The organism is Roseateles subflavus, from assembly GCF_030285365.1.
GTDB classification, from domain to species: Bacteria; Pseudomonadota; Gammaproteobacteria; order Burkholderiales; family Burkholderiaceae_C; genus Roseateles_B; species Roseateles_B subflavus.
The window spans coordinates 1-21760 of the sequence record NZ_JASVDS010000002.1 but is presented as its reverse complement, the minus strand read 5'-3'; the positions used below and the strand labels follow the sequence as shown (position 1 = coordinate 21760).

Here is a 21760-nt window from a genome sequence, read left to right as displayed (position 1 = left end):
CCATGGCCCTGGACACCTCCACGCTGCTCAGTCTGCTCCTGCTGGAACTGCTGAGTCTCATGGTGATGCTGCCCCTGCTGATGGGCACGCCGGTGAGCCGCGCCGCGCGCTTCGCACAGGGCTACATCGCGCTGCAGAGCCTGGGCTGGATGGCCCTGTGGCTGCGCCAGGCCTACACCGCCCCCATCGGGAACTCCGTGGGCGGCTTCATCGGCATGCTGTGCGTCAGTGGCAGCCTCAGCGCCCTGTGGCTGGCCCTGCGGGACTGGCTGGGCCGGCGTCCCGGGCGCTGGGCCATGATGGCCGCGCCGGTGGTGCTCGCCATGGCCTCGCTGCTCGACGGCACCGGTGCCGACAACTTCGCCGTCGGCTGGTCGGGCCTGGGTCTGGCGGTCCAGATGCTGGCGCTGGCGCTCGCCTGCTCGTGGCCCCGCGAAGCGCAGGCGCCCGCGCTGGAGGCCCGCCACTCGCCCCCCGTCGAGCACAAGGACCGCGCCTGGCGTGCGCTGCTGGGCGTGGGCTTCTGCGTGATGGCCGGCGTGGTGCTGGTGCGCGCTGCGCTGCACTGCTTGGGGCACGAGCCGAGCTGGCAGGCCGGGCTCACGCAGGCCATCATCCTGGGCTCGCACGTCATGCTGCTGGTGAGCGTGCTGGCCATCCTCGTGGCCTGGCGCGGCGAGACCGAACACCACCTGCAGCGCCAGGCCCAGACGGACGCGCTGACGGGCCTGGCCAACCGGCGCGCCTTCGGTGCGCGCTCCGAGGAGCAGATCGCCCTGGCCCGCCGGCATGGGGAGCCGCTGTGCCTCGTCATGCTGGACCTCGACTTCTTCAAGAAGGTCAACGACGAGCACGGCCACGAGGGCGGCGACCGCGCGCTCGCCCTGTTCGCGCGCTGCGTGCAGCAGGTGCTGCGCGTGGGTGATCTGGCCGGGCGGGTGGGTGGCGAGGAATTCTGCGTGCTGCTGGCCCGCAGCGACCACACCGGCCCGCGCGCCATGGATGCACGCCTGCGTGCGCAACTGCAGGCCTGCACCATGTCGGAGCTGGGTTTTGCACTGGACTTCAGCGCCGGCTGGGCCCTGCTGCGCCCCGGGGATCGCAGCGTCGAGGACATGATGCGCCGCGCCGACGCCGCCCTGTACGAGGCCAAGCGCAGCGGCCGGGGCCGCCTGTGCGACGAGCCGGGCTGGACCCCTGCCGAACAGCCGGCCTGAGACCGACACCACGCGGCCATCCGTCGCTGGCACGCTGCTTGCTTGATTCAAGGCGACCCTGTCCACCCGACGGGCTGACCTGAACTCAGGAGCGCAGCACCATGCAAGCCTTTGACGCCCCCTTCGCCTACACCCCTGCCGCCCCCGCCCGTGTGCCGCTCGTCGCGCCGCAGACGCCCGGTGCCGCCGCCCGCCTGCGCGTGGTGGGGCAGGTGCGGCAGCGTGGGGCGGTGAAGGTCCGGGCCCTGGGCTCAAGGGACCTGCAGTGGCTGCCGGCGCTGGCCGACCTCCTGATCGACAGCGTCCACCACGGCGCCTCGCTCGGCTTCCTGGCCCCGCTGTCCCGCTACCAGGCCATGGACTACTGGCACAGCGTCTATGCCCGCCTGGGCAGCCACCATCACCTCTGGATCGCCTGCGAGGGCGACGGCAACGGCCCGCTGCAGGGCGCGGTGCAGCTGGCCCTGCCGCAGCAGTCCAATGCGCACCACCGCGGGGAAGTCCAGCGCCTGATGGTGCACAGCCAGGAGCGCGGCCGCGGCATCGCCAGCCAGCTGATGGCGACGCTGGAGTGCACCGCCCTGCGCCAGGCGCGCCGGCTGCTGGTGCTGGAGGCCCCGGCGGACTCGCAGGCCGAGGCGGTCTACACGCACCTCGGATGGCAGCGTGCCGGCGCCATCCCCGAGCACAGCGTCTGCGCCGAAGGCCGACTGCACTCGGCGGCCGTGCTCTACAAGACGCTGTGACGCCCGCCCTGCCCCTCGCCTGAATCGGCGCGCCGCCCCGGGCGGACGGTCTGGCGCCGTCCGCGGCGCACGTGGCCGAACGCGGCGGCACGCTGGCGCGCGAGGCGGCGACGCTGGGCGAGATCCCGCGGGCCGCTCGGCACGGGTCGGCGCCATCGCCGGCGTGTTCGACGGCATGGCCCTCCATTCCCACCTCCTGACGCTGAACGCCGCCGTGATGGCCGCACGGGGCATTGAGCCGGGCCGCGGCTTTGCCGTGATGGCCAGCGAGGGACGCGAGGTCAAGGCATGGAGCCGTGCGTCCGCGGAGCGCGTGGCGGCCGGTGGACGGCCGGTGGCGGCGACGGGCGGGGCCCGCGAGGGGCGCAGCGCGTGACGCAGATCGCCTCCGGAATCTCCGGCGCCACGCGCGCGCAGGCGACCACCTTCGGCGAGAGCGGCCAGGCCATCCCGCGGCTGGGCCCGACGACATCGCCGAGCGCCTCGCTCGTCGAGGCGTCCGCTGCCGCTGTCGGGCTGACGCGATCGGTACAGGCGCTCTACGACAGCACGGCGTTGTTCCAGCTCACGTCACCCTGACGCAGGCGCACCCTTCAGCGGTAGAGGCGCAGCAATTTGCCGCTGTCGGTGAGCAGCAGCAGGGCGCCGTCGGGGGCCTGCCGCACATCGCGGAAGCGCTCACCGAGGTTGCCGTACAGGGCCGTCCGCTCCAGCACCGTCGTGCCGGACAGCCGCAGCCGCCACAGCGCCTGCCCCGCCAAGCTGCCCGAGAAGAGCTGGCCCTGCCACTCGGGGAACATGGCGCCGGTGTAGAACAGCAGGCCGGCCGGCGCCACGGAGATCGGCACCCAGTAGGTCAGCGGCTCGAGATACGCCGGCGCATGCGTGCCGCCGCCGATGCGGCAGGCATCGCCCACCGGGTCGCCGTAGTTGCAGCCGTAGCTGCGCACGGGCCAACCGTAGTTGCCGCCCGGCACGATGCGGTTGATCTCGTCGCCCCCCTGCGGTCCGTGCTCGCTGACCCACAGCTCGCCGGTCTGGGGATGCAAGGCCGCGCCCTGGGGATTGCGGTGGCCCAGCGAGTAGATCCCCGGCGCAGCGCCGGGGCCCAGGGCCGGGTTGTCGGGGGGCATGCTGCCGTCGCGGGCGATGCGCACGACCTTGCCCAGCGTCTTGCCCAGGTCCTGCGCCGGACTGCCCTGCTGGCGCTCACCCAGCGTCACGAACAGGGTCTTGTCGCGCGAGAAGACGAGGCGCGATCCGTAGTGGCCGGCGCCGCTGACTTTCGGTGTCTGGCGAAAGATGACCTGCCCCTCGACCAGCGCCGCGCCCTGCAACCTCGCCTTGAAGACGGCCGTGCCGCTGCGGCCAGACTCGCTGCCCGTGCCAGGCTCGCTGAAGCTGAGATAGAGGAAACCGTTCTGGCTGAAGTCCGGATCCAGGGCGATGTCGAGCAGCCCGCCCTGCCCGGCGGCATCGACGGCCGGCAGACCGAAGATCGGCTCCATCTGCCGCCCGTCGGCGCTCAGCCGCAGCAGGCCGCCGCTGCGCTGAGTCACGAGCAGGCGGCCGTCCGGCAGCACCGCGAGCGACCAGGGGCTGCCCAGGTCCGCGCGCAGGGTCGTGAGCTGGGGCGTTGGCGTTGGCGTTGGTGTTGGTGTCGGTGCGGGACTCGCATTCGAATCGCCGCCCCCGCCACCACAGGCGGCGAGGACGGCAGCCATCAGGACGACGGACGTGGGCTGCCAGGCACTCATGGGCGCTCTCCTGCTCCAGGACGGCCCAGTCTACGGCGCCCCTCGCCGCAGGGCTGTAAGCAGCTGTGGCCCGCGTCAATCGAGGCGGGCCAGCGCCTGCCGCACGGCGCCCAGGCTGCGTTCGCGCAGTCCTGCATCGGGCTGCTCCTGCAGCATCACGTACAGCGGCCAGAGGAACTGCCGGGCGTTGTGGAGCAGGCGCAGCCGGTGCTCGTCCAGACCCGTGCCCGCCGTGGGCGCGAGGAGGCCGTCCAGCCAGCCCTGGACCTGCGCGGCACGCCAGCCGCTGCGCAGCAGGGCGAAGCGCGCGGCCCGCGCCAGGCGCTCGCCTTCGCCGTGCAGGTAGGCCACCTGCCCGTGCGCCAGGACCTGGCTGCCCAGGGCCTCCAGGACGCGCGCCGCCCCGTCAGCGGGGAGGGTCGGGGCGATCGACAGCTGCATCAGCAGATCCGCCCCGTGGGCCACGCCGTGCCGCCAGCCCTGCACGTCGTCATGGGCGCGATAGTCACGCCACCGGACCAGCCAGGCGATGCCCGCCTCACGCAGCGCCTGCCGCTCCTCGTCGCTCAGGAAGGGCTGAACGCGGTCGACACGGGCCACCTCCGACAACGCCAGGGCGGCAAAGGGGGCGTGGAAGCCCTCGGCATCGTCCGGTCCCTGCAGCACGGCCAGCCAGCGGTCGCGCAGGCGCCGCAGCGTGACCGGCGGCAGGCGCCCCGCCCGCATCCACGCGGACAGCACCTCGAAGCCCATCGCATCTCGCCACTGCGGATCCGGAGACGCCAGGCAGTCCGCCAGCTCAGGGGCGAGTTGCTCGAAGCGCGACGACGGCACGGTGGCATCGGCGGCCCAGGCCCGCAGCGTCGCGGCGTCCGGTGGCGACCCCGCCCGTTCCGACGGGCAGGCAGCCATGGTCGAGGCCCCCAGCGTCAGGAGGAGCGCTGCCATCCAGGCAGCGGGACGGCAGCGGGGCGGCGAGGGGCGGCGCATGGGCATCTCCTGGGGGATGGGCTTCGTGTGCCCTGCATCTTCGGTGGCTCCGGGGAGCGTCGCCAGCGGGCTTGCCCGCCATGCACAAGGGCATGGGCAGCGCCCCGCTTGCGGCGGCGGCCGGGAGGCACGTACACTGCGTTCCGGATTCAGGAGAGTGCCGGCCGCAGGGAAACCCGCTGCGCATCGGCCGCCGAAGGCGCAAGCTCCCATACTCGCTCAGGCCCCGTACTGGATCCATGACCAAGCCGAATGCTGGAGAGTGAGTCCAGGGCCCACCGCCCGGACTCCGCCGAAGGAGCAAGGCCGCACCCGTCGTGATGCGGCTGAATCTCTCAGGTACCGAGGACAGCGGGAGCGGCGCGCACAGGCGCACGCTCTCTTTGGCACTTCCCCTGCCCGAGTCATGCACGCCTGCGCGTTCAACCCTCTGACCATCGAGAGTTCCGCATGCATGTCATCGTCCTGGGCGCCGGCGTCACCGGCATCACCACCGCCTGGTTTCTGCGCCGCGCCGGCCATGAAGTCACCGTCATCGACCGCCAGCCCGCCGCGGGCCTGGAGACCAGCTTCGCCAACGGCGGGCAGATCTCCGTCTCCCATGCCGAGCCCTGGGCGAACCCGGGCGCCCCGCTGAAGGTCCTCAAATGGCTGATGAAGGAGGACGCGCCCCTGCTGTTCCGCCTGCGCGCCGACTGGGCGCAGTGGCGCTGGGGTCTGCAGTTCCTGCGGGAATGCACGCCGGGCCGCACGGCGCACAACATCCGCAACATCGTCCAGCTGGGCCTCTACAGCCGCGATCAGCTGCGCGAGCTGCGCCAGCAGCTGGGCCTGCAGTACGACCAGCGCACGCAGGGCATCCTGCACTTCTACACGAGTGAGGCCGAGTACGCCGCCGCCCAGGAGCCGGCCCGCATCATGCGTGAGCAGGGATGCGAGCTGGACATGAAGACGCCCGACGAGTGCGTGGCCATCGAGCCTGCGCTCGCGCAGTGCCGCCAGCAGATCGTCGGCGGCTCGATGACGCCCAGCGACGAGTCCGGCGACGCGCACCGGTTCACGCAGGCCCTCGCAGCGAAGTGCCTCGAGGCGGGCGTGCGCTTCGCCTACGACACACGCATCCTCGGCCTCGAAGGCAGCCGCGAAGCCGGCATCAGCCGCGTGATCTGCGCCGATGCGGCCGGCGTCGTGCAGCGCCTGTCCGCCGACCGCTTCGTGCTGTGCATGGGCAGCTTCAGCCGCGGCCTGGCGCGCGAGCTGGGCATCCACCTGAACATCTATCCGGCCAAGGGCTACTCGGTGACATTGCCGGTGATCTCGCCCGAGCACAGCTACCAGGTCTCGCTCACGGACGACGAGTACAAGCTGGTCTTCTCGCGTCTGGGCGATCGCCTGCGCATCGCCGGCACCGCCGAGCTCAACGGCTACAGCACCGAGCTGAACCTCACGCGCTGCGAGGCCATCGTGCGCCGCACGCGCGAGCTCTTCCCCGCCATGACGGACGGCCGCGGCGCGCAGTACTGGACCGGCCTGCGCCCGGCCACGCCGTCCAATCTGCCCTACATCGGCGCGAGCCACGTGCCCAACGTCTACCTGAACACGGGGCACGGCACGCTGGGCTGGACGCATGCCTGCGGCTCGGGCGCCGCGATCGCTGACATCGTGGACGGCCGCCGCCCGGCGCTGGACTACGCCTTCACGGCCGCCACGCAGGAGCAGATGCAGGACGGCCACTGGCGCTACGCCTGAGGCCGCACGGACCTTGTGCCCGCCCCCTTGTGCGGGGCCATGCCTTGCCCTAGGCTCCTGCCACGGCATTTGTGCATCGGTCCCGACCTCAAGGAGCACGCCATGGCCTCCAGCCCTTCACCCGCAGGAGGCGCTGCCTCCGGCTTGTCCGGCAGCGCGCAGGATTCCCGTCTGCAGCGCCTGCGCACCCTGGCCCTGGTCGGCCCCGCAGGCAGCGGCAAGACCACGCTGTGCGAGGCCCTGCTGCTGCAGGCGGGAGTCATCAAGCAGGCGGGGTCCGTCGAGAAGGGCAACACCGTCAGCGACCACGAGCCGCTGGAGCGCCGCATGCAGCACTCGCTGCAGACCAGCGCCGTGCACCTGGACTGGCAGGGCCTGCGCCTGCATGTGCTCGACACGCCCGGCGCCCCCGACTTCATCGGGCAGGCCCTTCCCGCGCTGGAGGCCGTCGAAAGCGCCGTGCTCGTGATCAACGCGCAGGCGGGGCTGGAGCTGATGGCCACGCGCTTGATGGAGGTGGCCGCGCAACGGCAGCGCACGCGCCTCATCGTCATCAACAAGATCGACGCCCCCGAGGTCGACCTGCCCGGGCTGCTGGCGCTGCTGCAGGAGCGGCTGGGCCGCGAGTGCCTGCCGCTGAACCTGCCGGCCGGCGGTGGCACGCGGGTGTCGGACTGCTTCTTCCAGCGGGAGGGCGACAGCGACTTCGGCGCCGTGGCAGAGGCGCACCGCGCGCTCGTGGAGCAGGTGGTGGAGGTGGACGGCGAGTTTGTGGACCGCTACCTGAACGAGGGCGATGTCCCGGCCACCGACCTGCACGCGCCGCTGGAGCAGGCCCTGCGCGAGGGGCACCTCATCCCCGTGTGCTTCACGGCGGCGAAGTCCGGCGTCGGCGTGCCCGAGCTGCTGGAGGCCATCGCCCGGCTGCTGCCCCACCCGGGCGAGGCCAATCCCCCGCAGTTCCTCGAAGGCGAGGGACCGGACGCCCGGCCGCTGCAGCCGCTGCCCGACGCCGATCGCCACGTGCTGGCCCACATCTTCAAGATCCAGGCCGACCCCTACCTCGGCAAGCTGGCGCTGCTGCGTGTGCACCAGGGCACGCTGCGGCGCAACGCGCAGCTCTACGTGGGCCATGCGCGCAAGCCCGTGCGTGTAAGCCACCTCTTCATGCTGCGCGGCAAGGAGCACGTGGAGGTCGAGCACGCGCTGCCGGGCGATATCTGTGCCCTCGCCAAGCTGGACGAGCTGCACTACGACGCCGTCCTGCACGACGCGCAGGAGGACGAGCATCTGCACCTCGCGCCGCTGCCCTTCCCGGAGCCGGTGCACGGCCTGGCCATCAGCCCCGCCCGCCATGGCGACGAGCAGCGCCTGTGGGACCAGCTGAAGCGCCTGGTCGACGAAGACCCGTGCCTGCGCCTGGACCATGCGGCGCAGACGAACGAGACGCTGGTCTACGGCCTTGGCGAGCTGCACCTGCGCGTGCTGCTGGAGCGCCTGCGCGAGACCTACAAGGGCGAGGTCGTGACGCAGCCGCCGCGGGTGGCCTATCGCGAGACCATCTCGACGCTGTCCGAGGGCCACCACCGCCACAAGAAGCAGAGCGGCGGCGCGGGGCAGTTCGGCGAGGTGTGGCTGCGCATCGAACCCCTGGAGCGCGGCGCGGGCTTCGAGTTCCGCGACGAGGTCAAAGGCGGCACGATTCCCGGCGTGTTCATGCCGGCCGTCGAGAAGGGCGTGCGCCAGGCCCTGGCGCAGGGCGTGATCGCCGGCTTCCCGCTGGTGGACCTGCGCGTGGTGGTGTTCGACGGCAAGCACCATGCCGTCGACTCCAAGGAGATCGCCTTCGTGACGGCCGGGCGCAAGGCCCTCATCGCCGCCGTGAAGGAGGCGCGGCCGCAGGTGCTGGAGCCCATCGTGCAGGTCGAGATCCTCGCGCCCGCCGCGACGATGGGGGACATCACGGGCGACCTCGCCTCGCGCCGCGGCCAGGTGCTGGGGACGGGCAATCCGGTGCCGGGCAGCATCAGCATCCAGGGCCTGGCGCCGCTGGCCGAGCTGAGCAGCTACCAGACGCGCCTCAACGCGCTGACCAGCGGCCAGGGGCGCTACACCGTCAGCCTGTCTCATTACGAGCTCGTGCCGCCCAGTCTGCAGACGCAGCTGGTGGCCGCCCACCAGCCGCGGGACGAGGAGGAATAGCCAGGATGCCGGGCGCCGTTCACCGGCGCTGGTGAACAAGGCTTTATCATGGCGACATGTGTTCCGCTGCCCGGGACGTCGCACAGGTCCGGCTGGACAACGCGATGATCCTGTTTGAAGAGTTCGTCGCTGCCACCATCAAGCACCCCGATGCCGCCGCTTTGCGCGGCCTGGAGCGGCGTTTCGCGGAGCGCTTGCAGATCCAGCCCAGCTACTGGAGCCAGATCAAGAGCCGCTCCCGCCAGATCGGCGAGCGCCTCGCGCGTCAGTTCGAGCAGCTGTGCCACAAGCCCACCGGCTGGATGGACCTGGAACACGGCGCAGCCGCCACGCCCGCTGGCGAGGCGGCCCCGCTGGAGCCCAAGGATGATGACGAGCGCTTCATTCTTGGCCTCGTCCTGACCTACTACCGGCGTCACCCTCAACGCGCCCGCACGCGCCTGCTGGACCTGCTGGGCGAAGTGCTGACGCCGGAGAGCCCCGCCGCAGCGCCGCCCCCGAAGGCCGCGCCCGGCCGGGGCAGCGCCCCGTCGCCCGTGCGCCCCGGCGCGGCCAGCCCGGCCGCCCCCGCCCCCAGCGACCTGGACGACTGGCGCCGCCTGCAGCGGGGCATTGCCCCGCTCAAGCCCAAGAAGCGTTAATCAGGGACACGGCGGCCGCCTTGGCCGCCGAGGGCCCGACCTCCGCGCGCCACGCTGCGCGACGCCCGCCCCTCTGCCTTGCAAGGCCCATGCCCAGGGGCATCTCCGTCGCTGCACGGCCATCGCCCTCACCATGCGACACGCGCACAAGCGGCGTTCTTGCTTTGCATCAGAGATAAAAAGCACTTGCGCAAGATAATCAATCGTTTATCATTTGAGCAAGTCGCGAACGGGTTCACCGCGATGAAACCTCTGCCCTCCGGCATCGCCAGCTCCTGCAGTGGCCGGCCGCCCGGGGCGAGTCACACAACCCTTTCTGCCCCTGCCAGCCAGGCTCTCACGAGCGCCGCGTCACCGCCGAACCCGGGCCGACGCCTGCTTCGCTGAGTCCCAGGCGTGCGCCTTGCACGCCGGCGGCAGATTCCGTGCCCCTGCCGTGCGTCGGCAAGGCCTGTGCCGCAAGAACCCATTGCGTGCGCCGGTCGCCTGTCCGCCGCGTTCCGTTCCGTTCCGTCGCCGGCCCTCGTGCCCGCCCGATGCCGCAGCCCACGCTGCCGGCCCGGCCGCGCCATGGTCCGTCCGCCGTGCCCTGTTCTCATCTGCGCCCCTCGCACTGCCCGCGAAGCGCCAAGGAAAGTGATATGTCCCAGTTCACCGCCCCTCGCCCGCAGCTATCGCTGCAGGCACGAAAGCCGCGCAATCCCCTGGTGGCACCGGCCCTGATGCGTCAGGCCGGCCGCCACCAGGCTGACCGCGCCGCCGAGCGCCAGCGTGCCAAGCAAGACCTGGCCCTGGAAGTCCGCCGTCTGCGTCCTGACGAACGCAGCCCGTGAATCGCAGGCCTCGCCGCCTTCCGGCGCGAGGCCCGAGGGAGCACCACCATGCAAAAGATCATCAAGACGTCGCGCCTCAGCGTCGTCAGCAGCACCACCGACCATCTCTCCGCCCTCCTGCGCCGTGTGACGCAATGGCTGAGCGCGCCGCCTGCACGCCGTGAAGCGGCCGCACAGGAGCCCACGCCCTCCATGGCGCACGAGGGCCGCCCCCGCCGCCGCGCGGGCGACCCGATCGGCAGCGTCCATTTCGATGGCGAACGTCTGGGCGGCTGGCCCGGCGAGGGGAGGATCCGATGAGGCAATTCCTCCTCACTTTGTTGCTCGCCGTGGGCGGCCTGGCGCTCAAGTTGGCACCGGCATTGCCGATACTCGACGAAAGCGCCTACGCTATGGCTTGCGATGGACCACTCGCCGAACCTCCCGTTCACCCCGCTGACCAAGCCCTTCCTGGACTTGAGCCGGTGGACTGCGTATTTCCGGGAGGCGGAGATCCCTGTCCTGGCCTCGACAGCCGAACAGCTCGAGCTCTGGCGTGCTAACGAGGACGCCGTCGATGCCCACAGCATCGGCGAAGGGCTGGCCACCGACCCGCTCATGACGCTCAAGGTGCTGCGCTTCGCCTCGGCCCATCGGTCCAGCCGCCTGCTGGCCGATGCCGAGACGGTCACCGCGGCCCTCGTGCTGATGGGCATCACGCCCTTCTTCGCCTACTTCGGCCCGCAGCCGACGGTCGAGGAGCGCCTCTCGGCGCTGCCCGGCGCCTATGGCGGGCTGATGCGCGTCATGCGCCGGGCCGACCGTGCCGCCCGATTTGCGCTGGGCTTCGCGGCCCACCGCCTGGACCCGGATGCCGCCATCATCCACAGCGCCGCCCTGCTGCACGACTTTGCCGAGATGCTGCTGTGGTGCCACGCGCCGGACCTGGCGCAGAAGGTGCAATGGCGCCTGGCGTCCCAGCCCGGCACACGCAGCGTCACCGCCCAGAAGGAAGTGCTCAACATCGAGCTCGGCGATCTGGAGCAGAGCCTCATGCATGCCTGGCGCCTGCCGGAGCTGTTGGCCCACTGCACGGACGACAAGCGCGGCAACGACCCTCAGGTGCAGTGCGTGCGCCTGGCGGTTCGACTGGCCCGCCACACTGCGGACAGCTGGGAGAACCCGGCCGTGCCGGACGACCTGCGGGAGATCGGCGAGCTCCTCACCCTGGGGCCCACGCACACCCTGCATCTGCTGCGGGAGCTGGACATCTCTGACGCGCGCCCGGCTGCCGGGCCGTCTAAGATGGCCTGATGGCAGGTCCCACCCTCGATTTCTGGCAGCAACGGTTCGAACGCGGGCAGACGCCCTGGGACCGGGGCGCACCACATCCTCAGCTGCAGGCGTGGCTGGCGGCCGGCGTCCTGCGCGCCGGGCAGCGCGTCCTGGTGCCGGGCTGCGGCAGCGGGCATGAGCTGGTCGTGCTCGCCGGACGGGGCCTCCAGGTGCGCGGCCTGGACTACGCGCCCGCCGCTGTCGAGCAGGCCCGCGCCCGCGTGAGGGCCGCTGGGCTCGGCGACGCCCCGCCCGTCGCGGTGGAGCAGGCCGACGTGCTGGACTGGCAGCCCGCCGAGGCGGAGGTGCCGGACGTGGTCTATGAGCAGACCTGCCTGTGCGCCCTGCACCCCGACCACTGGCAGCGCTATGCCGCCCAGCTCGCCCTCTGGCTGCGCCCGGGTGGGCTGCTGCTGGCGCTGTTCATGCAGGCCCGGCGTGAGAGCGCGGGCGGGGGTATGGTCGAAGGTCCCCCGTATCACGGCGACATCAATGCCATGCGTGCGCTGTTCCCCTCCACGCTGTGGGACTGGCCCGCCCCGCCCTACGCCGCGACGGCGCATGAACAAGGCTGGCAGGAGCTGGCCGTGGCCTTGCGGCGGCGCTGAGGCGCTGCCCGACGTCAGAGCGGCAGCGCCGTCGTGTTCTTGAGGCGGTCCAGCACAAAGCTGGTCTTGCAGTCCTGCACGCTGGGGTGCTTGAGCAGCGTCTCGGTGATGAAGCGCGAGTAGTGCGCCATGTCCTCGACCAGCACCCGCAGCAGGTAGTCCATGTCCCCCGTCAGGGCGGAGCACTCGACCACCTCGGGCCAGGTCTGCACCGCCGCGCGGAACAGGTCCATCGGGTTGCGCTTGTGCGACTCCGTGTGCTTCTCCAGGCGGACGTTGATGTAGGCCGTGAGCCCCAGGCCGACGGCCTCCGGATTGACCAACGCCACATAGGCCGAGACGACGCCGATCTCCTCCAGCCGCCGCACGCGCCGCAGCACGGCCGACGCCGACAGGTTCACCTGTGACGCGAGGGCGTCGTAGGTGACGCGCCCGTCAACCTGCAGCGCCCTCAAAATGCGCCGGTCGATGGCATCGAGCTGACTTTCCTTGTCCATATTCGCATTCTTGCAGCTTTCTTGCGCGTGAACGAAGAGCCCTTCGCAAGATCGCATGAATCCTGCGGGCCCATCCTCGTACAGTTTTGCGCTATCGCAAAACTTTCCGCCAGGAGGCGTGTATGGCTTTTACTCCTTGGGACAACCCCATGGGCACCGACGGCTTCGAGTTCATCGAGTTTGCCGCCCCTGATCCCGCCGCACTGGGCCGCCTGTTCGAGACCATGGGTTTCAAGGCGGTCGCCAAGCACCGCCAGAAGGACGTGACCCTGTACCGCCAGGGCGACGTCAACTTCATCATCAATGCCGAGACGGACTCCTTCGCCCAGCGCTTTGCGCGCATGCACGGCCCGTCCATCTGCGCCATCGCCTTCCGCGTCAAGGATGCGGCCTTCGCCTACCAGCGCGCGCTGGAACAGGGCGCCTGGGGCTTCGACAACAAGACCGGCCCGATGGAGCTGAACATCCCGGCCATCAAGGGCATCGGCGACTCCCTGATTTACCTCGTGGACCGCTGGCAGGGCAAGGATGGCGCCCAGCCTGGCGCCATCGGCAACATCAGCATCTATGACGTCGACTTCGTACCCCTGCTGGACGCCGACGGCCAGCCGGTGGCGTCTGCCCAGGAAGGCCATGGCCTGACCTACATCGACCACCTGACCCACAACGTCTTCCGGGGCCGCATGAAGGAATGGGCGGACTTCTACGAGCGCCTGTTCAACTTCCGTGAGGTCCGCTATTTCGACATCGAAGGCAAGCTGACCGGCCTGAAGTCCAAGGCCATGACCAGCCCCTGCGGCAAGATCCGCATTCCCATCAACGAGAGCAGCGACGACAAGAGCCAGATCGCCGAGTACCTGGACCTGTACCACGGCGAGGGCATCCAGCACGTCGCGCTGGGCACGAACCAGATCTACAAGTCCGTCGAGGGCATGAAGTCCACGGGCGTCGAGTTCCAGGACACCATCGAGACCTATTACGACCTGGTCAACAAGCGCCTGCCGGCGCACGGCGAGGACATGGCCGAGCTCAAGCGCCTGCGCATCCTGATCGACGGGGCCACGCACCAGGGCGCTCCGAACGAACTGCTGCTGCAGATCTTCACCAAGGAAGTCATCGGGCCGATCTTCTTCGAGATCATCCAGCGCAAGGGCAACGAGGGGTTTGGCGAGGGCAACTTCCAGGCGCTGTTCGAGAGCATCGAACTCGACCAGATCCGCCGCGGCGTGCTGAAGGCTGAGGCCTGACCGAGCACAAGCCCTGCGGCTTGTGCGACGCGGGCCGAAGGACCCAGCGCATGCCAGCGCTGGGGCTGGGTGAGGCCTCGCCGTGATCCAGACATGAGAACGCCCGGGCTCTCCCGGGCGTTCTCACATCGGCCGCGAACGGACTCAGCGCTCGCAGACGCTGCCCATCACGGCAGCCATGACGGCTGGCTCGAACACCAGCTGCAGATGCCCGGCCGCAGGCACGAAGAGCGTGCGGGCCTCCGGCAGCACGGCCAGGACGGACGGACACACCACCTGGTCACAGCAGCTGTAGACGCAGGTGAACTGGCGCCACCAGCTCACCGACTCCGACTCGGCCAGCGCCTGGAGCCACTCGGACCGCGCCCGCATCTGCCTCGCATTGACCGCGCCGGACAGCTGCGCCATCAGCGTGCCAGCATGCGGCGTGCCGAGGGTGAAGACATGGTGCAGGCGGGCGGGCGGCGACTGCGTGGCCCGGCGCCAGGCCCGCAAGGCCAGCCCGCCCATGCTGTGCGCCACCACGACAGGGGGCTGCCCCGTGGCTGCTTCCAGCGCGCGTACGGCGGCCTCGATCTGCTCGGCATAGGCATCGATGGAGGCGAACGGCGGCGAGAGGCTCAGCGCCACGTGCGGCACGCCCTCCTCGTCCAGCCGACGCGCCCACCCTTGCCACAGGCCGCGATTGCAACGGAAGCCATGCAGCAGCAGCACGCCGCGCCGCCCCCGCGCGCCCGGCGGACAGCGGTCAGGCACGGCGGACTCACGCCAAGGCTGCTGCCAAGAGAAGACCCGCTCGTAGGCCCACCACTCGCGCGCGGCGGCATGCAAGCACTGCCCTAGCGTGGGCATGGGCTGGCCGTCTGGCCGGGGCAGACGCCGCACCAGCAGGAACGCCGGCAGGACCAGGAGCACCCAGCCAAAGAGGCCCACCCCTCCCATCAGCAAGGCTCCCGGCGCGCCCCAGTGGCGATAGCCCCACAGGGCGAGCAAGACTCCCATGAGCAGGCGGACGAGGATCAACAGTTGCTGCTGTCTTGCGTTGCTCATCGTGGAGCGTCTCCCTGCGATCTCATTCGAGTCTCCGCACTAGCCAAGTCGGGGCAGTGTAGGCGGACAATCTGCCGTCGAGCTTGACCCATCCGCCATGGCCCATGTCTTGGAATCCCACATCCTCCGGCATCTGCAGGACGTCGAGCAGGAGCGTGAGCGCCGTCGGGCCGCGCCGTCGCTGGACAAGGCGGTGCAGGCCCTGAAGCGCTATCAGCAGCAGCGCTTCGCGCACACCTATGCCGACCTGCTCGCGACGCCCCGGTATGCGCCGGCTGCGCAGTTCTTCCTGGAGGAGCTGTACGGCCCGGGTGACTTCACGCGGCGCGACGCCCAGTTCGCCCGTGTGGTCCCGGCCCTGGTCCGGCTGTTTCCCGAGCAGGTGGTGCAGACCGTGGCGCACCTGGCGGAGCTGCATGCGCTGTCGGAAAAGCTCGACGGCGAGATGGCCGTGGCGCTCGATGGCGCCCCGCTGAACGCCGCGACCTACCAGGCGGCCTGGCGTGCCGTTGGCCAGCGTGACAAGCGGCAGCAGCAGATCGACCAGACCCTGGCCGTCGGCGCGTCGCTCGATGAACTCACCCGCAAGCCGCTGCTCCGTCAGGCCCTGCGCATGATGCGAGGCCCGGCCGTCGCGGCCGGGCTCGCGGAACTCCAGCACTTTCTGGAGCAAGGCTTCGACACCTTCAAGTCCATGAAGGGCGCCCAACACTTCCTCGGCACCGTCCGCCAGCGCGAGGAGGATCTGGCAGCTGCACTGTTCGACGCCGCCGAAACCGTGGGCGTCGACTGTCACCCACGCGACGCCGTGCTAGGGCAACTCCCCTAGCCGCCAGCCGGCGCGCCACTCACCATGCGGCGAGTTCCCCGCGAGGAGTGCCGTCCGCCATGAGTGCTGTGCTTGAGTCCCCCGGCCTGCCGTCCACGGCCCAGGCCAAGCCCTGGCTGAAGTCCTATCCGCCGGAGGTGCCCGCCCGGATCGCTGTCGACAGCTATCGCTCCCTGGTGGAGTTGCTGGAGGAATCGTTCCGCAACTTTGCCGATCGCGACGCCGCGGTCTGCATGGATCAGCGGCTGAGCTACCGGGCCCTGGACGAGATGTCCCGTGCCCTGGCGTGCTATCTGCAGGGCCTCGGGCTGCCCAAGGGCGCTCGGGTCGCCATCATGATGCCCAATGTGCTGCAGTACATGGTGGCCATCGCCGGCATCCTGCGCGCGGGCATGGTCGTGGTGAACGTCAATCCGCTCTATACGCCACGCGAACTGGCCCACCAGCTCAAGGACAGCGGCGCCCAGGCCATCCTGGTGCTGGAGAACTTCGCCGCCACGCTCGAGGAGGTCATCGCCGAGTCCCCGGTGCAGCATGTGGTGCTGGCCTCGCTCGGCGATCTGCTGGGATGGTGGCGCGGGCCGCTGGTCAACTTTGCGGTGCGCCATCTGCGCAAGATGGTGAAGGAGTTCCGCCTGCCGCTGGGCGAAGGGCGGACGGTCGTCCGCTTCAACCCCGCACTCGCCGCGGGCCGCACGCGCGCGTTGCAGCCCGTGAGCCTCGGCCCCGATGACGTGGCCTTCCTTCAGTACACCGGCGGCACGACCGGGGTGTCCAAGGGCGCCACGCTGCAGCATCGACAAGTGGTGGCGAACATCCTGCAGAGCGAGGCCTGGTTCACGCCCATGCTTCAGCGTGTGGCGGGCAAGCAGCTGACGGTCGTGTGCGCGCTGCCGCTGTATCACATCTTCGCACTGACGGCCTGCTACATGCTGGGCGCGCGCCAGGGGATGATGAACCTGCTCATCCCGAATCCGCGGGACATTCCGGGCTTCATCCGCACCTTGCAGCAGTACCGCGTGCACATGTTCCCGGCGGTCAACACGCTCTTCAACGCCCTGGCCAACGAGCCCGCCTTTGCGCGACTGGACTTTTCGGAGCTGGTGATCTCCAACGGTGGTGGCATGGCGGTGCAGCAGGCGACTGCCGAGCAATGGCTGCGCATCACCGGCTGTCCGGTGGTCGAGGGCTACGGGCTGTCAGAGACCTCACCGGTCGCCACGGTGAATCGCCTGGACGTGCGCCAATTCAATGGGTCCATCGGCCTGCCCATTCCCAATACCGAGATTGCCATCCGCGATGACGAAGGTCGCGACGTGCCGCTGGGGGAGCGCGGCGAGATCTGCATCCGCGGCCCGCAGGTGATGGCCGGCTACTGGAACCGCCCGGAAGAGACCGCCCAGGTCTTCTGGCCCGACGGCTACTTCAAGAGTGGCGACATCGGCGTCATGGACGAGCAAGGCTATGTGCGTATCGTCGATCGCAAGAAGGACATGATTCTCGTGTCGGGCTTCAATGTGTACCCCACAGAGATCGAGCAGGTCGTGACCCTGCACCCCGGCGTCCTGGAGTGCGCGGCCGTCGGCGTGCCGGATGCCAAGTCAGGGGAGGCGGTCAAACTGTTCGTGGTGAAGCGGGATCCTTCTTTGGCTGAAGAGGACCTCGCCCAGCACTGCCACGCCCAACTCACGGCCTACAAACGCCCCAAGTACATCGAATTCCGGGATGAACTGCCCAAGAGCAATGTCGGCAAGATCCTCAGGCGAGAGCTCCGCAGCTGAGCGCGCCCTGGTGCGGACTCGGGCCTTGGAAGGCCGTGGCACATGAGCGACCACCCGCAGGTCCAGTTCATCGAGCGAGGCTGGCTCTCCGCCAACATGATTGTCCTGGGAGGTGACACGAGGGGCCCCCTCGTGATCGACACCGGATACGCGAGCCACGCGCAGCAGACGCTGGCGCTGGTCGAGCAGCAGCTGCTGGAGCATGGGCACACGGCCCCCCGCGCCTTGCTGAACACGCACCTGCACTCCGATCACTGCGGCGGCAACGCGCAGCTGCAGGCGCGATATGGCTGCCCCCTCTGGATACCGCCGGCGGAATTCGAGGCGGCCGAGCAATGGAACGAAGCGGCACTGACCTTCCGCGACACCGGACAGCGTTGTGAGCGATTCACGCCGCATGCCCGCCTGCAGCCCGGCGACACCGTCGAGCAGGGCACGATGCAGTGGCACGTCCATGCAGCACCAGGGCATGATCCTGCGTCTGTGCTGCTGTTTGAGCCCCGATTGGGCCTGATGATCTCGGCCGACGCCCTGTGGGAGCGCGGGTTCGGCATCGTCTTTCCAGAAATTGCGCCACAAGCTGCCTTGGGCGCGGCCTTCGATGAGGTTGAGCAAACCCTGGATTTGATTCAGGCGCTCAGCCCGCGCCGTGTCCTGCCGGGGCATGGGCCTCAGTTTTCGGACCTCGCGGCCGCGCTGCAGGAGTCGCGCAGCCGTCTCGCCTATTTCCGGTCAGAACCCGTGCGTCATGCACTGCATGCGGCCAAGGCGCTGCTCATGTACCACCTGCTGGAGTGGCGGCAGCGGACATGGCCCGAGTTGCAGACCTGGCTGGCAGAGACGCCCGTCCAGACTCGGCTACGAGAACAGGCCGGCGAGCCAGACGCAGCACGCTGGGCGCAGGGCCTGGTGGTGGGTCTGACCAAGACGGGCCAGGTGGCCGCGGACGAGGCGGGCGTGCGGCTGAGGGGCTGACGCTGCGCCGAAGGCCGCATTGGCTGGCGCGACGGGATGCCAGCGGCGGACGTATACAGCTTGTACCCGCCAATCAAGGAGGCGCGATTCGGATACCCCAAAAGCAAAACCCCCGATCCTTGCGGGACCGGGGGTTTGGCGGGATATTAGCCTGACGATGACCTACTTTCACACGGGAATCCGCACTATCATCGGCGCTGACTCGTTTCACTGTCCTGTTCGGGATGGGAAGGAGTGGGACCAAGTCGCTATGGTCATCAGGCTTAAACTTTTTGGCCTGCTGCTTTTGTGAGCAGCATGCCCAATTCGTAGAGTCTGCAGAAGCTTGTTCTGCGTGAATCAGCTGTATTTGATTGCGTCTTCAGACTTCTGAAGAACGACTTAACTTGAATACCGTCCACTTCGACTATGAAGTCAAAGTTATAGGGTCAAGCCTCACGAGCAATTAGTACTGGTTAGCTTAACGCATTACTGCGCTTCCACACCCAGCCTATCAACGTCCTGGTCTCGAACGACTCTTCAGGGGGCTCAAGGCCCCGGCAAGACTCATCTTGAGACGAGTTTCCCGCTTAGATGCTTTCAGCGGTTATCTCTTCCGCACATAGCTACCCGGCGATGCCACTGGCGTGACAACCGGTACACCAGAGGTGCGTCCACTCCGGTCCTCTCGTACTAGGAGCAGGCTCTCTCAATCTTGCAGCGCCCACGGAAGATAGGGACCAAACTGTCTCACGACGTTTTAAACCCAGCTCACGTACCTCTTTAAATGGCGAACAGCCATACCCTTGGGACCGGCTACAGCCCCAGGATGAGATGAGCCGACATCGAGGTGCCAAACACCGCCGTCGATATGAACTCTTGGGCGGTATCAGCCTGTTATCCCCAGAGTACCTTTTATCCGTTGAGCGATGGCCCTTCCATACAGAACCACCGGATCACTTAGTCCTACTTTCGTACCTGCTCGACTTGTCAGTCTCGCAGTCAAGCACGCTTATGCCTATGCACTATCAGCACGATTTCCGACCGTGCCTAGCGTACCTTCGAACTCCTCCGTTACGATTTGGGAGGAGACCGCCCCAGTCAAACTGCCCACCATACACTGTCCCCAACCCGGATAACGGGCCAAGGTTAGAACCTCAAACACACCAGGGTGGTATTTCAACGTCGGCTCCACCTGATCTAGCGACCAGGTTTCAAAGCCTCCCACCTATCCTACACAGATCTGTTCAAAGTCCAATGTAAAGCTACAGTAAAGGTTCATGGGGTCTTTCCGTCTTTCCGCGGGGAGATTGCATCATCACAAACATTTCAACTTCGCTGAGTCTCTGGAGGAGACAGTGTGGCCATCATTACTCCATTCGTGCAGGTCGGAACTTACCCGACAAGGAATTTCGCTACCTTAGGACCGTTATAGTTACGGCCGCCGTTTACTGGGACTTCAGTCAAGAGCTTGCACCCCATCATTTAATCTTCCAGCACCGGGCAGGAGTCACACCCTATACGTCGACTTTCGTCTTTGCAGAGTGCTGTGTTTTTAATAAACAGTTGCAGCCACCGATTCTCTGCGGCCTCATTCAGCTCCGTTTGTACAACTTCACCTAATAAAGGCACACCTTCTTCCGAAGTTACGGTGTCAATTTGCCGAGTTCCTTCTCCAGAGTTCTCTCAAGCGCCTTAGAATACTCATCTCGCGCACCAGTGTCGGTTTGCGGTACGGTCGTCAATAGCTGAAGCTTAGTGGCTTTTCCTGGAAGCAGGGTATCACTCACTTCGTCTGCAAGCAGACTCGTTATCACCCCTCATCTAAGCCCGGCGGATTTGCCTACCAGGCACGACTACAGGCTTGAACCGGGACATCCAACACCCGGCTGAGCTAACCTTCTCCGTCCCCACATCGCACTATTGATCGGTACAGGAATATTGACCTGTTTCCCATCAGCTACGCATCTCTGCCTCGCCTTAGGGGCCGACTCACCCTACGCCGATGAACGTTGCGTAGGAAACCTTGCGCTTACGGCGAGGGGGCTTTTCACCCCCTTTAACGCTACTCATGTCAGCATTCGCACTTCTGATACCTCCAGCAGGCTTCACAACCCACCTTCACAGGCTTACAGAACGCTCTCCTACCACTTGCACTTGCGTGCAAATCCGCAGCTTCGGTAACTGGCTTAGCCCCGTTACATCTTCCGCGCAGGACGACTCGATCAGTGAGCTATTACGCTTTCTTTAAATGATGGCTGCTTCTAAGCCAACATCCTGACTGTTTTAGCCTTCCCACTTCGTTTCCCACTTAGCCAATTTTAGGGACCTTAGCTGGCGGTCTGGGTTGTTTCCCTCTTGAGTCCGGACGTTAGCACCCGGTGCTCTGTCTCCCAAGCTGTACTCATCGGTATTCGGAGTTTGCCAAGGTTTGGTAAGTCGCCATGACCCCCTAGCCTAAACAGTGCTCTACCCCCGATGGTAATACTTGAGGCACTACCTAAATAGTTTTCGGAGAGAACCAGCTATTTCCAAGTTTGTTTAGCCTTTCACCCCTATCCACAGCTCATCCGCTAGTTTTGCAACACTAGTCGGTTCGGACCTCCAGCACCTGTTACGGTACCTTCATCCTGGCCATGGATAGATCACTTGGTTTCGGGTCTACACCCAGCGACTGAACGCCCTATTCGGACTCGATTTCTCTACGGCTTCCCTATTCGGTTAACCTTGCCACTGAATGTAAGTCGCTGACCCATTATACAAAAGGTACGCAGTCACCCTTTCGGGCTCCTACTTTTTGTATGCATGCGGTTTCAGGATCTATTTCACTCCCCTCCCGGGGTTCTTTTCGCCTTTCCCTCACGGTACTTGTTCACTATCGGTCGATTACGAGTATTTAGCCTTGGAGGATGGTCCCCCCATGTTCAGACAGGATTTCACGTGTCCCGCCCTACTCTATTCGTGCCTAGTTCCACAATCGACATTTTTCATACGGGGCTATCACCCGCTGTGGCCGGACTTTCCATTCCGTTCTGATATGCCAACTGCTAAAACACGAGGGCTACTCCGATTTCGCTCGCCACTACTTTCGGAATCTCGGTTGATGTCTTTTCCTCGAGCTACTGAGATGTTTCAGTTCACCCGGTTCGCCACAATGACCTATGTATTCAGTCAGAGTTACCTCTTGCGAGGTGGGTTTCCCCATTCGGAAATCTCCGGATCAAAGCTAATTTGCCAGCTCCCCGAAGCTTATCGCAGGCTATCACGTCCTTCGTCGCCTGTAATCGCCAAGGCATCCACCACATGCACTTAGTCACTTGACCCTATAACTTTGACATCTTGCGA

At 67.2% G+C, this 21760-nt stretch carries 19 protein-coding genes, 2 rRNA genes and 2 riboswitches; of the genes, 15 read left to right on the top strand and 6 right to left on the bottom strand.

The window, feature by feature from the left end:
* Positions 1-2 precede the first annotated feature (2 nt).
* The 4 genes from QRD43_RS05895 to QRD43_RS05880 all read left to right on the top strand — a co-directional run bounded on the left by QRD43_RS05895 (position 3) and on the right by QRD43_RS05880 (position 2542).
* Positions 3-1217 (top strand): GGDEF domain-containing protein, encoded by a 1215-nt coding sequence (locus QRD43_RS05895; RefSeq protein ID WP_285981567.1) that lies wholly within the window; start codon positions 3-5, stop codon positions 1215-1217.
* 101 nt (positions 1218-1318) lie between these two features.
* Positions 1319-1963: a GNAT family N-acetyltransferase gene (locus QRD43_RS05890; protein WP_285981566.1), complete on the top strand. Its 645-nt coding sequence runs from the start codon at positions 1319-1321 to the stop codon at positions 1961-1963.
* Positions 1884-2339, top strand: a complete 456-nt coding sequence (locus QRD43_RS05885; protein ID WP_285981565.1) for a methyl-accepting chemotaxis protein — start codon at positions 1884-1886, stop codon at positions 2337-2339. The genes QRD43_RS05890 and QRD43_RS05885 overlap by 80 nt, the downstream gene beginning before the upstream one ends.
* A complete protein-coding gene (locus QRD43_RS05880; RefSeq protein ID WP_285981564.1) occupies positions 2336-2542 on the top strand; it encodes a hypothetical protein in 207 nt (68 codons plus the stop codon). The genes QRD43_RS05885 and QRD43_RS05880 overlap by 4 nt, the downstream gene beginning before the upstream one ends.
* Positions 2543-2556: 14 nt before the next feature.
* On the opposite strand, the gene QRD43_RS05875 is transcribed toward QRD43_RS05880, so the two are convergent.
* Complete coding sequence (locus tag QRD43_RS05875) at positions 2557-3720, bottom strand: PQQ-dependent sugar dehydrogenase (RefSeq protein WP_285981563.1); 1164 nt, start codon at positions 3718-3720, stop codon at positions 2557-2559.
* A 75-nt stretch (positions 3721-3795) separates the two neighbouring features.
* A complete protein-coding gene (locus QRD43_RS05870) occupies positions 3796-4710 on the bottom strand; it encodes a DUF2785 domain-containing protein (RefSeq protein ID WP_285981562.1) in 915 nt (304 codons plus the stop codon).
* A gap of 140 nt (positions 4711-4850) precedes the next feature.
* Positions 4851-4954, top strand: a riboswitch (glycine riboswitch).
* A 1-nt stretch (position 4955) separates the two neighbouring features.
* Positions 4956-5072, top strand: a riboswitch (glycine riboswitch).
* An 88-nt stretch (positions 5073-5160) separates the two neighbouring features.
* Here QRD43_RS05870 and QRD43_RS05865 point away from each other — a divergent pair.
* From QRD43_RS05865 to QRD43_RS05835, 7 genes are all read left to right on the top strand, one after another.
* Positions 5161-6459 (top strand): D-amino acid dehydrogenase, encoded by a 1299-nt coding sequence (locus tag QRD43_RS05865; RefSeq protein WP_285981561.1) that lies wholly within the window; start codon positions 5161-5163, stop codon positions 6457-6459.
* Between the two features lie 102 nt (positions 6460-6561).
* On the top strand, positions 6562-8661 hold the full coding sequence (fusA, locus tag QRD43_RS05860) for an elongation factor G (protein WP_285981560.1): 2100 nt from the start codon (positions 6562-6564) through the stop codon (positions 8659-8661).
* A gap of 56 nt (positions 8662-8717) precedes the next feature.
* Positions 8718-9302 carry a hypothetical protein gene (locus QRD43_RS05855; RefSeq protein WP_285981559.1) on the top strand — a complete coding sequence of 195 codons (585 nt, stop codon included), beginning with the start codon at positions 8718-8720 and terminating at the stop codon, positions 9300-9302.
* A 641-nt stretch (positions 9303-9943) separates the two neighbouring features.
* Complete coding sequence (locus QRD43_RS05850) at positions 9944-10135, top strand: hypothetical protein (RefSeq protein ID WP_285981558.1); 192 nt, start codon at positions 9944-9946, stop codon at positions 10133-10135.
* A 48-nt stretch (positions 10136-10183) separates the two neighbouring features.
* Entirely contained in the window at positions 10184-10435 is a 252-nt protein-coding gene (locus QRD43_RS05845) for a hypothetical protein (RefSeq protein WP_285981557.1), read from the top strand.
* A gap of 102 nt (positions 10436-10537) precedes the next feature.
* On the top strand, positions 10538-11428 hold the full coding sequence (locus QRD43_RS05840; protein WP_285981556.1) for an HDOD domain-containing protein: 891 nt from the start codon (positions 10538-10540) through the stop codon (positions 11426-11428).
* On the top strand, positions 11428-12057 hold the full coding sequence (locus QRD43_RS05835) for a methyltransferase domain-containing protein (protein ID WP_285981555.1): 630 nt from the start codon (positions 11428-11430) through the stop codon (positions 12055-12057). Before QRD43_RS05840 ends, QRD43_RS05835 begins: the two co-directional genes overlap by 1 nt.
* Before the next feature lie 14 nt (positions 12058-12071).
* Here QRD43_RS05835 and QRD43_RS05830 read toward each other — a convergent pair whose 3' ends face one another.
* Positions 12072-12554: an Lrp/AsnC family transcriptional regulator gene (locus tag QRD43_RS05830; RefSeq protein WP_285981554.1), complete on the bottom strand. Its 483-nt coding sequence runs from the start codon at positions 12552-12554 to the stop codon at positions 12072-12074.
* Between the two features lie 122 nt (positions 12555-12676).
* Here QRD43_RS05830 and hppD point away from each other — a divergent pair, with 122 nt between their 5' ends.
* Positions 12677-13801 (top strand): 4-hydroxyphenylpyruvate dioxygenase, encoded by a 1125-nt coding sequence (gene hppD / locus QRD43_RS05825; protein WP_285981553.1) that lies wholly within the window; start codon positions 12677-12679, stop codon positions 13799-13801.
* A 144-nt stretch (positions 13802-13945) separates the two neighbouring features.
* On the opposite strand, the gene QRD43_RS05820 is transcribed toward hppD, so the two are convergent.
* On the bottom strand, positions 13946-14851 hold the full coding sequence (locus QRD43_RS05820; protein ID WP_285981552.1) for an esterase/lipase family protein: 906 nt from the start codon (positions 14849-14851) through the stop codon (positions 13946-13948).
* 97 nt (positions 14852-14948) lie between these two features.
* On the opposite strand from QRD43_RS05820, the gene QRD43_RS05815 reads away from it, so the two are divergent.
* Genes QRD43_RS05815 through QRD43_RS05805 form a run of 3 tightly spaced genes read left to right on the top strand, consistent with a single transcriptional unit; the run spans position 14949 to position 18436 of the window.
* Positions 14949-15680 (top strand): DUF8198 family protein, encoded by a 732-nt coding sequence (locus tag QRD43_RS05815; protein WP_285981551.1) that lies wholly within the window; start codon positions 14949-14951, stop codon positions 15678-15680.
* 59 nt (positions 15681-15739) lie between these two features.
* Positions 15740-17461 carry a long-chain-fatty-acid--CoA ligase gene (locus QRD43_RS05810; RefSeq protein ID WP_285981550.1) on the top strand — a complete coding sequence of 574 codons (1722 nt, stop codon included), beginning with the start codon at positions 15740-15742 and terminating at the stop codon, positions 17459-17461.
* 42 nt (positions 17462-17503) lie between these two features.
* The gene (locus QRD43_RS05805; protein ID WP_285981549.1) at positions 17504-18436 is read left to right on the top strand and encodes an MBL fold metallo-hydrolase; all 933 of its coding nucleotides are present in this window, start codon (positions 17504-17506) and stop codon (positions 18434-18436) included.
* A gap of 149 nt (positions 18437-18585) precedes the next feature.
* Here QRD43_RS05805 and rrf read toward each other — a convergent pair.
* Positions 18586-18698 (bottom strand): 5S ribosomal RNA (gene rrf / locus QRD43_RS05800).
* A gap of 162 nt (positions 18699-18860) precedes the next feature.
* Positions 18861-21738, bottom strand: a 23S ribosomal RNA gene (locus tag QRD43_RS05795).
* Between the last annotated feature and the right edge of the window lie 22 nt (positions 21739-21760).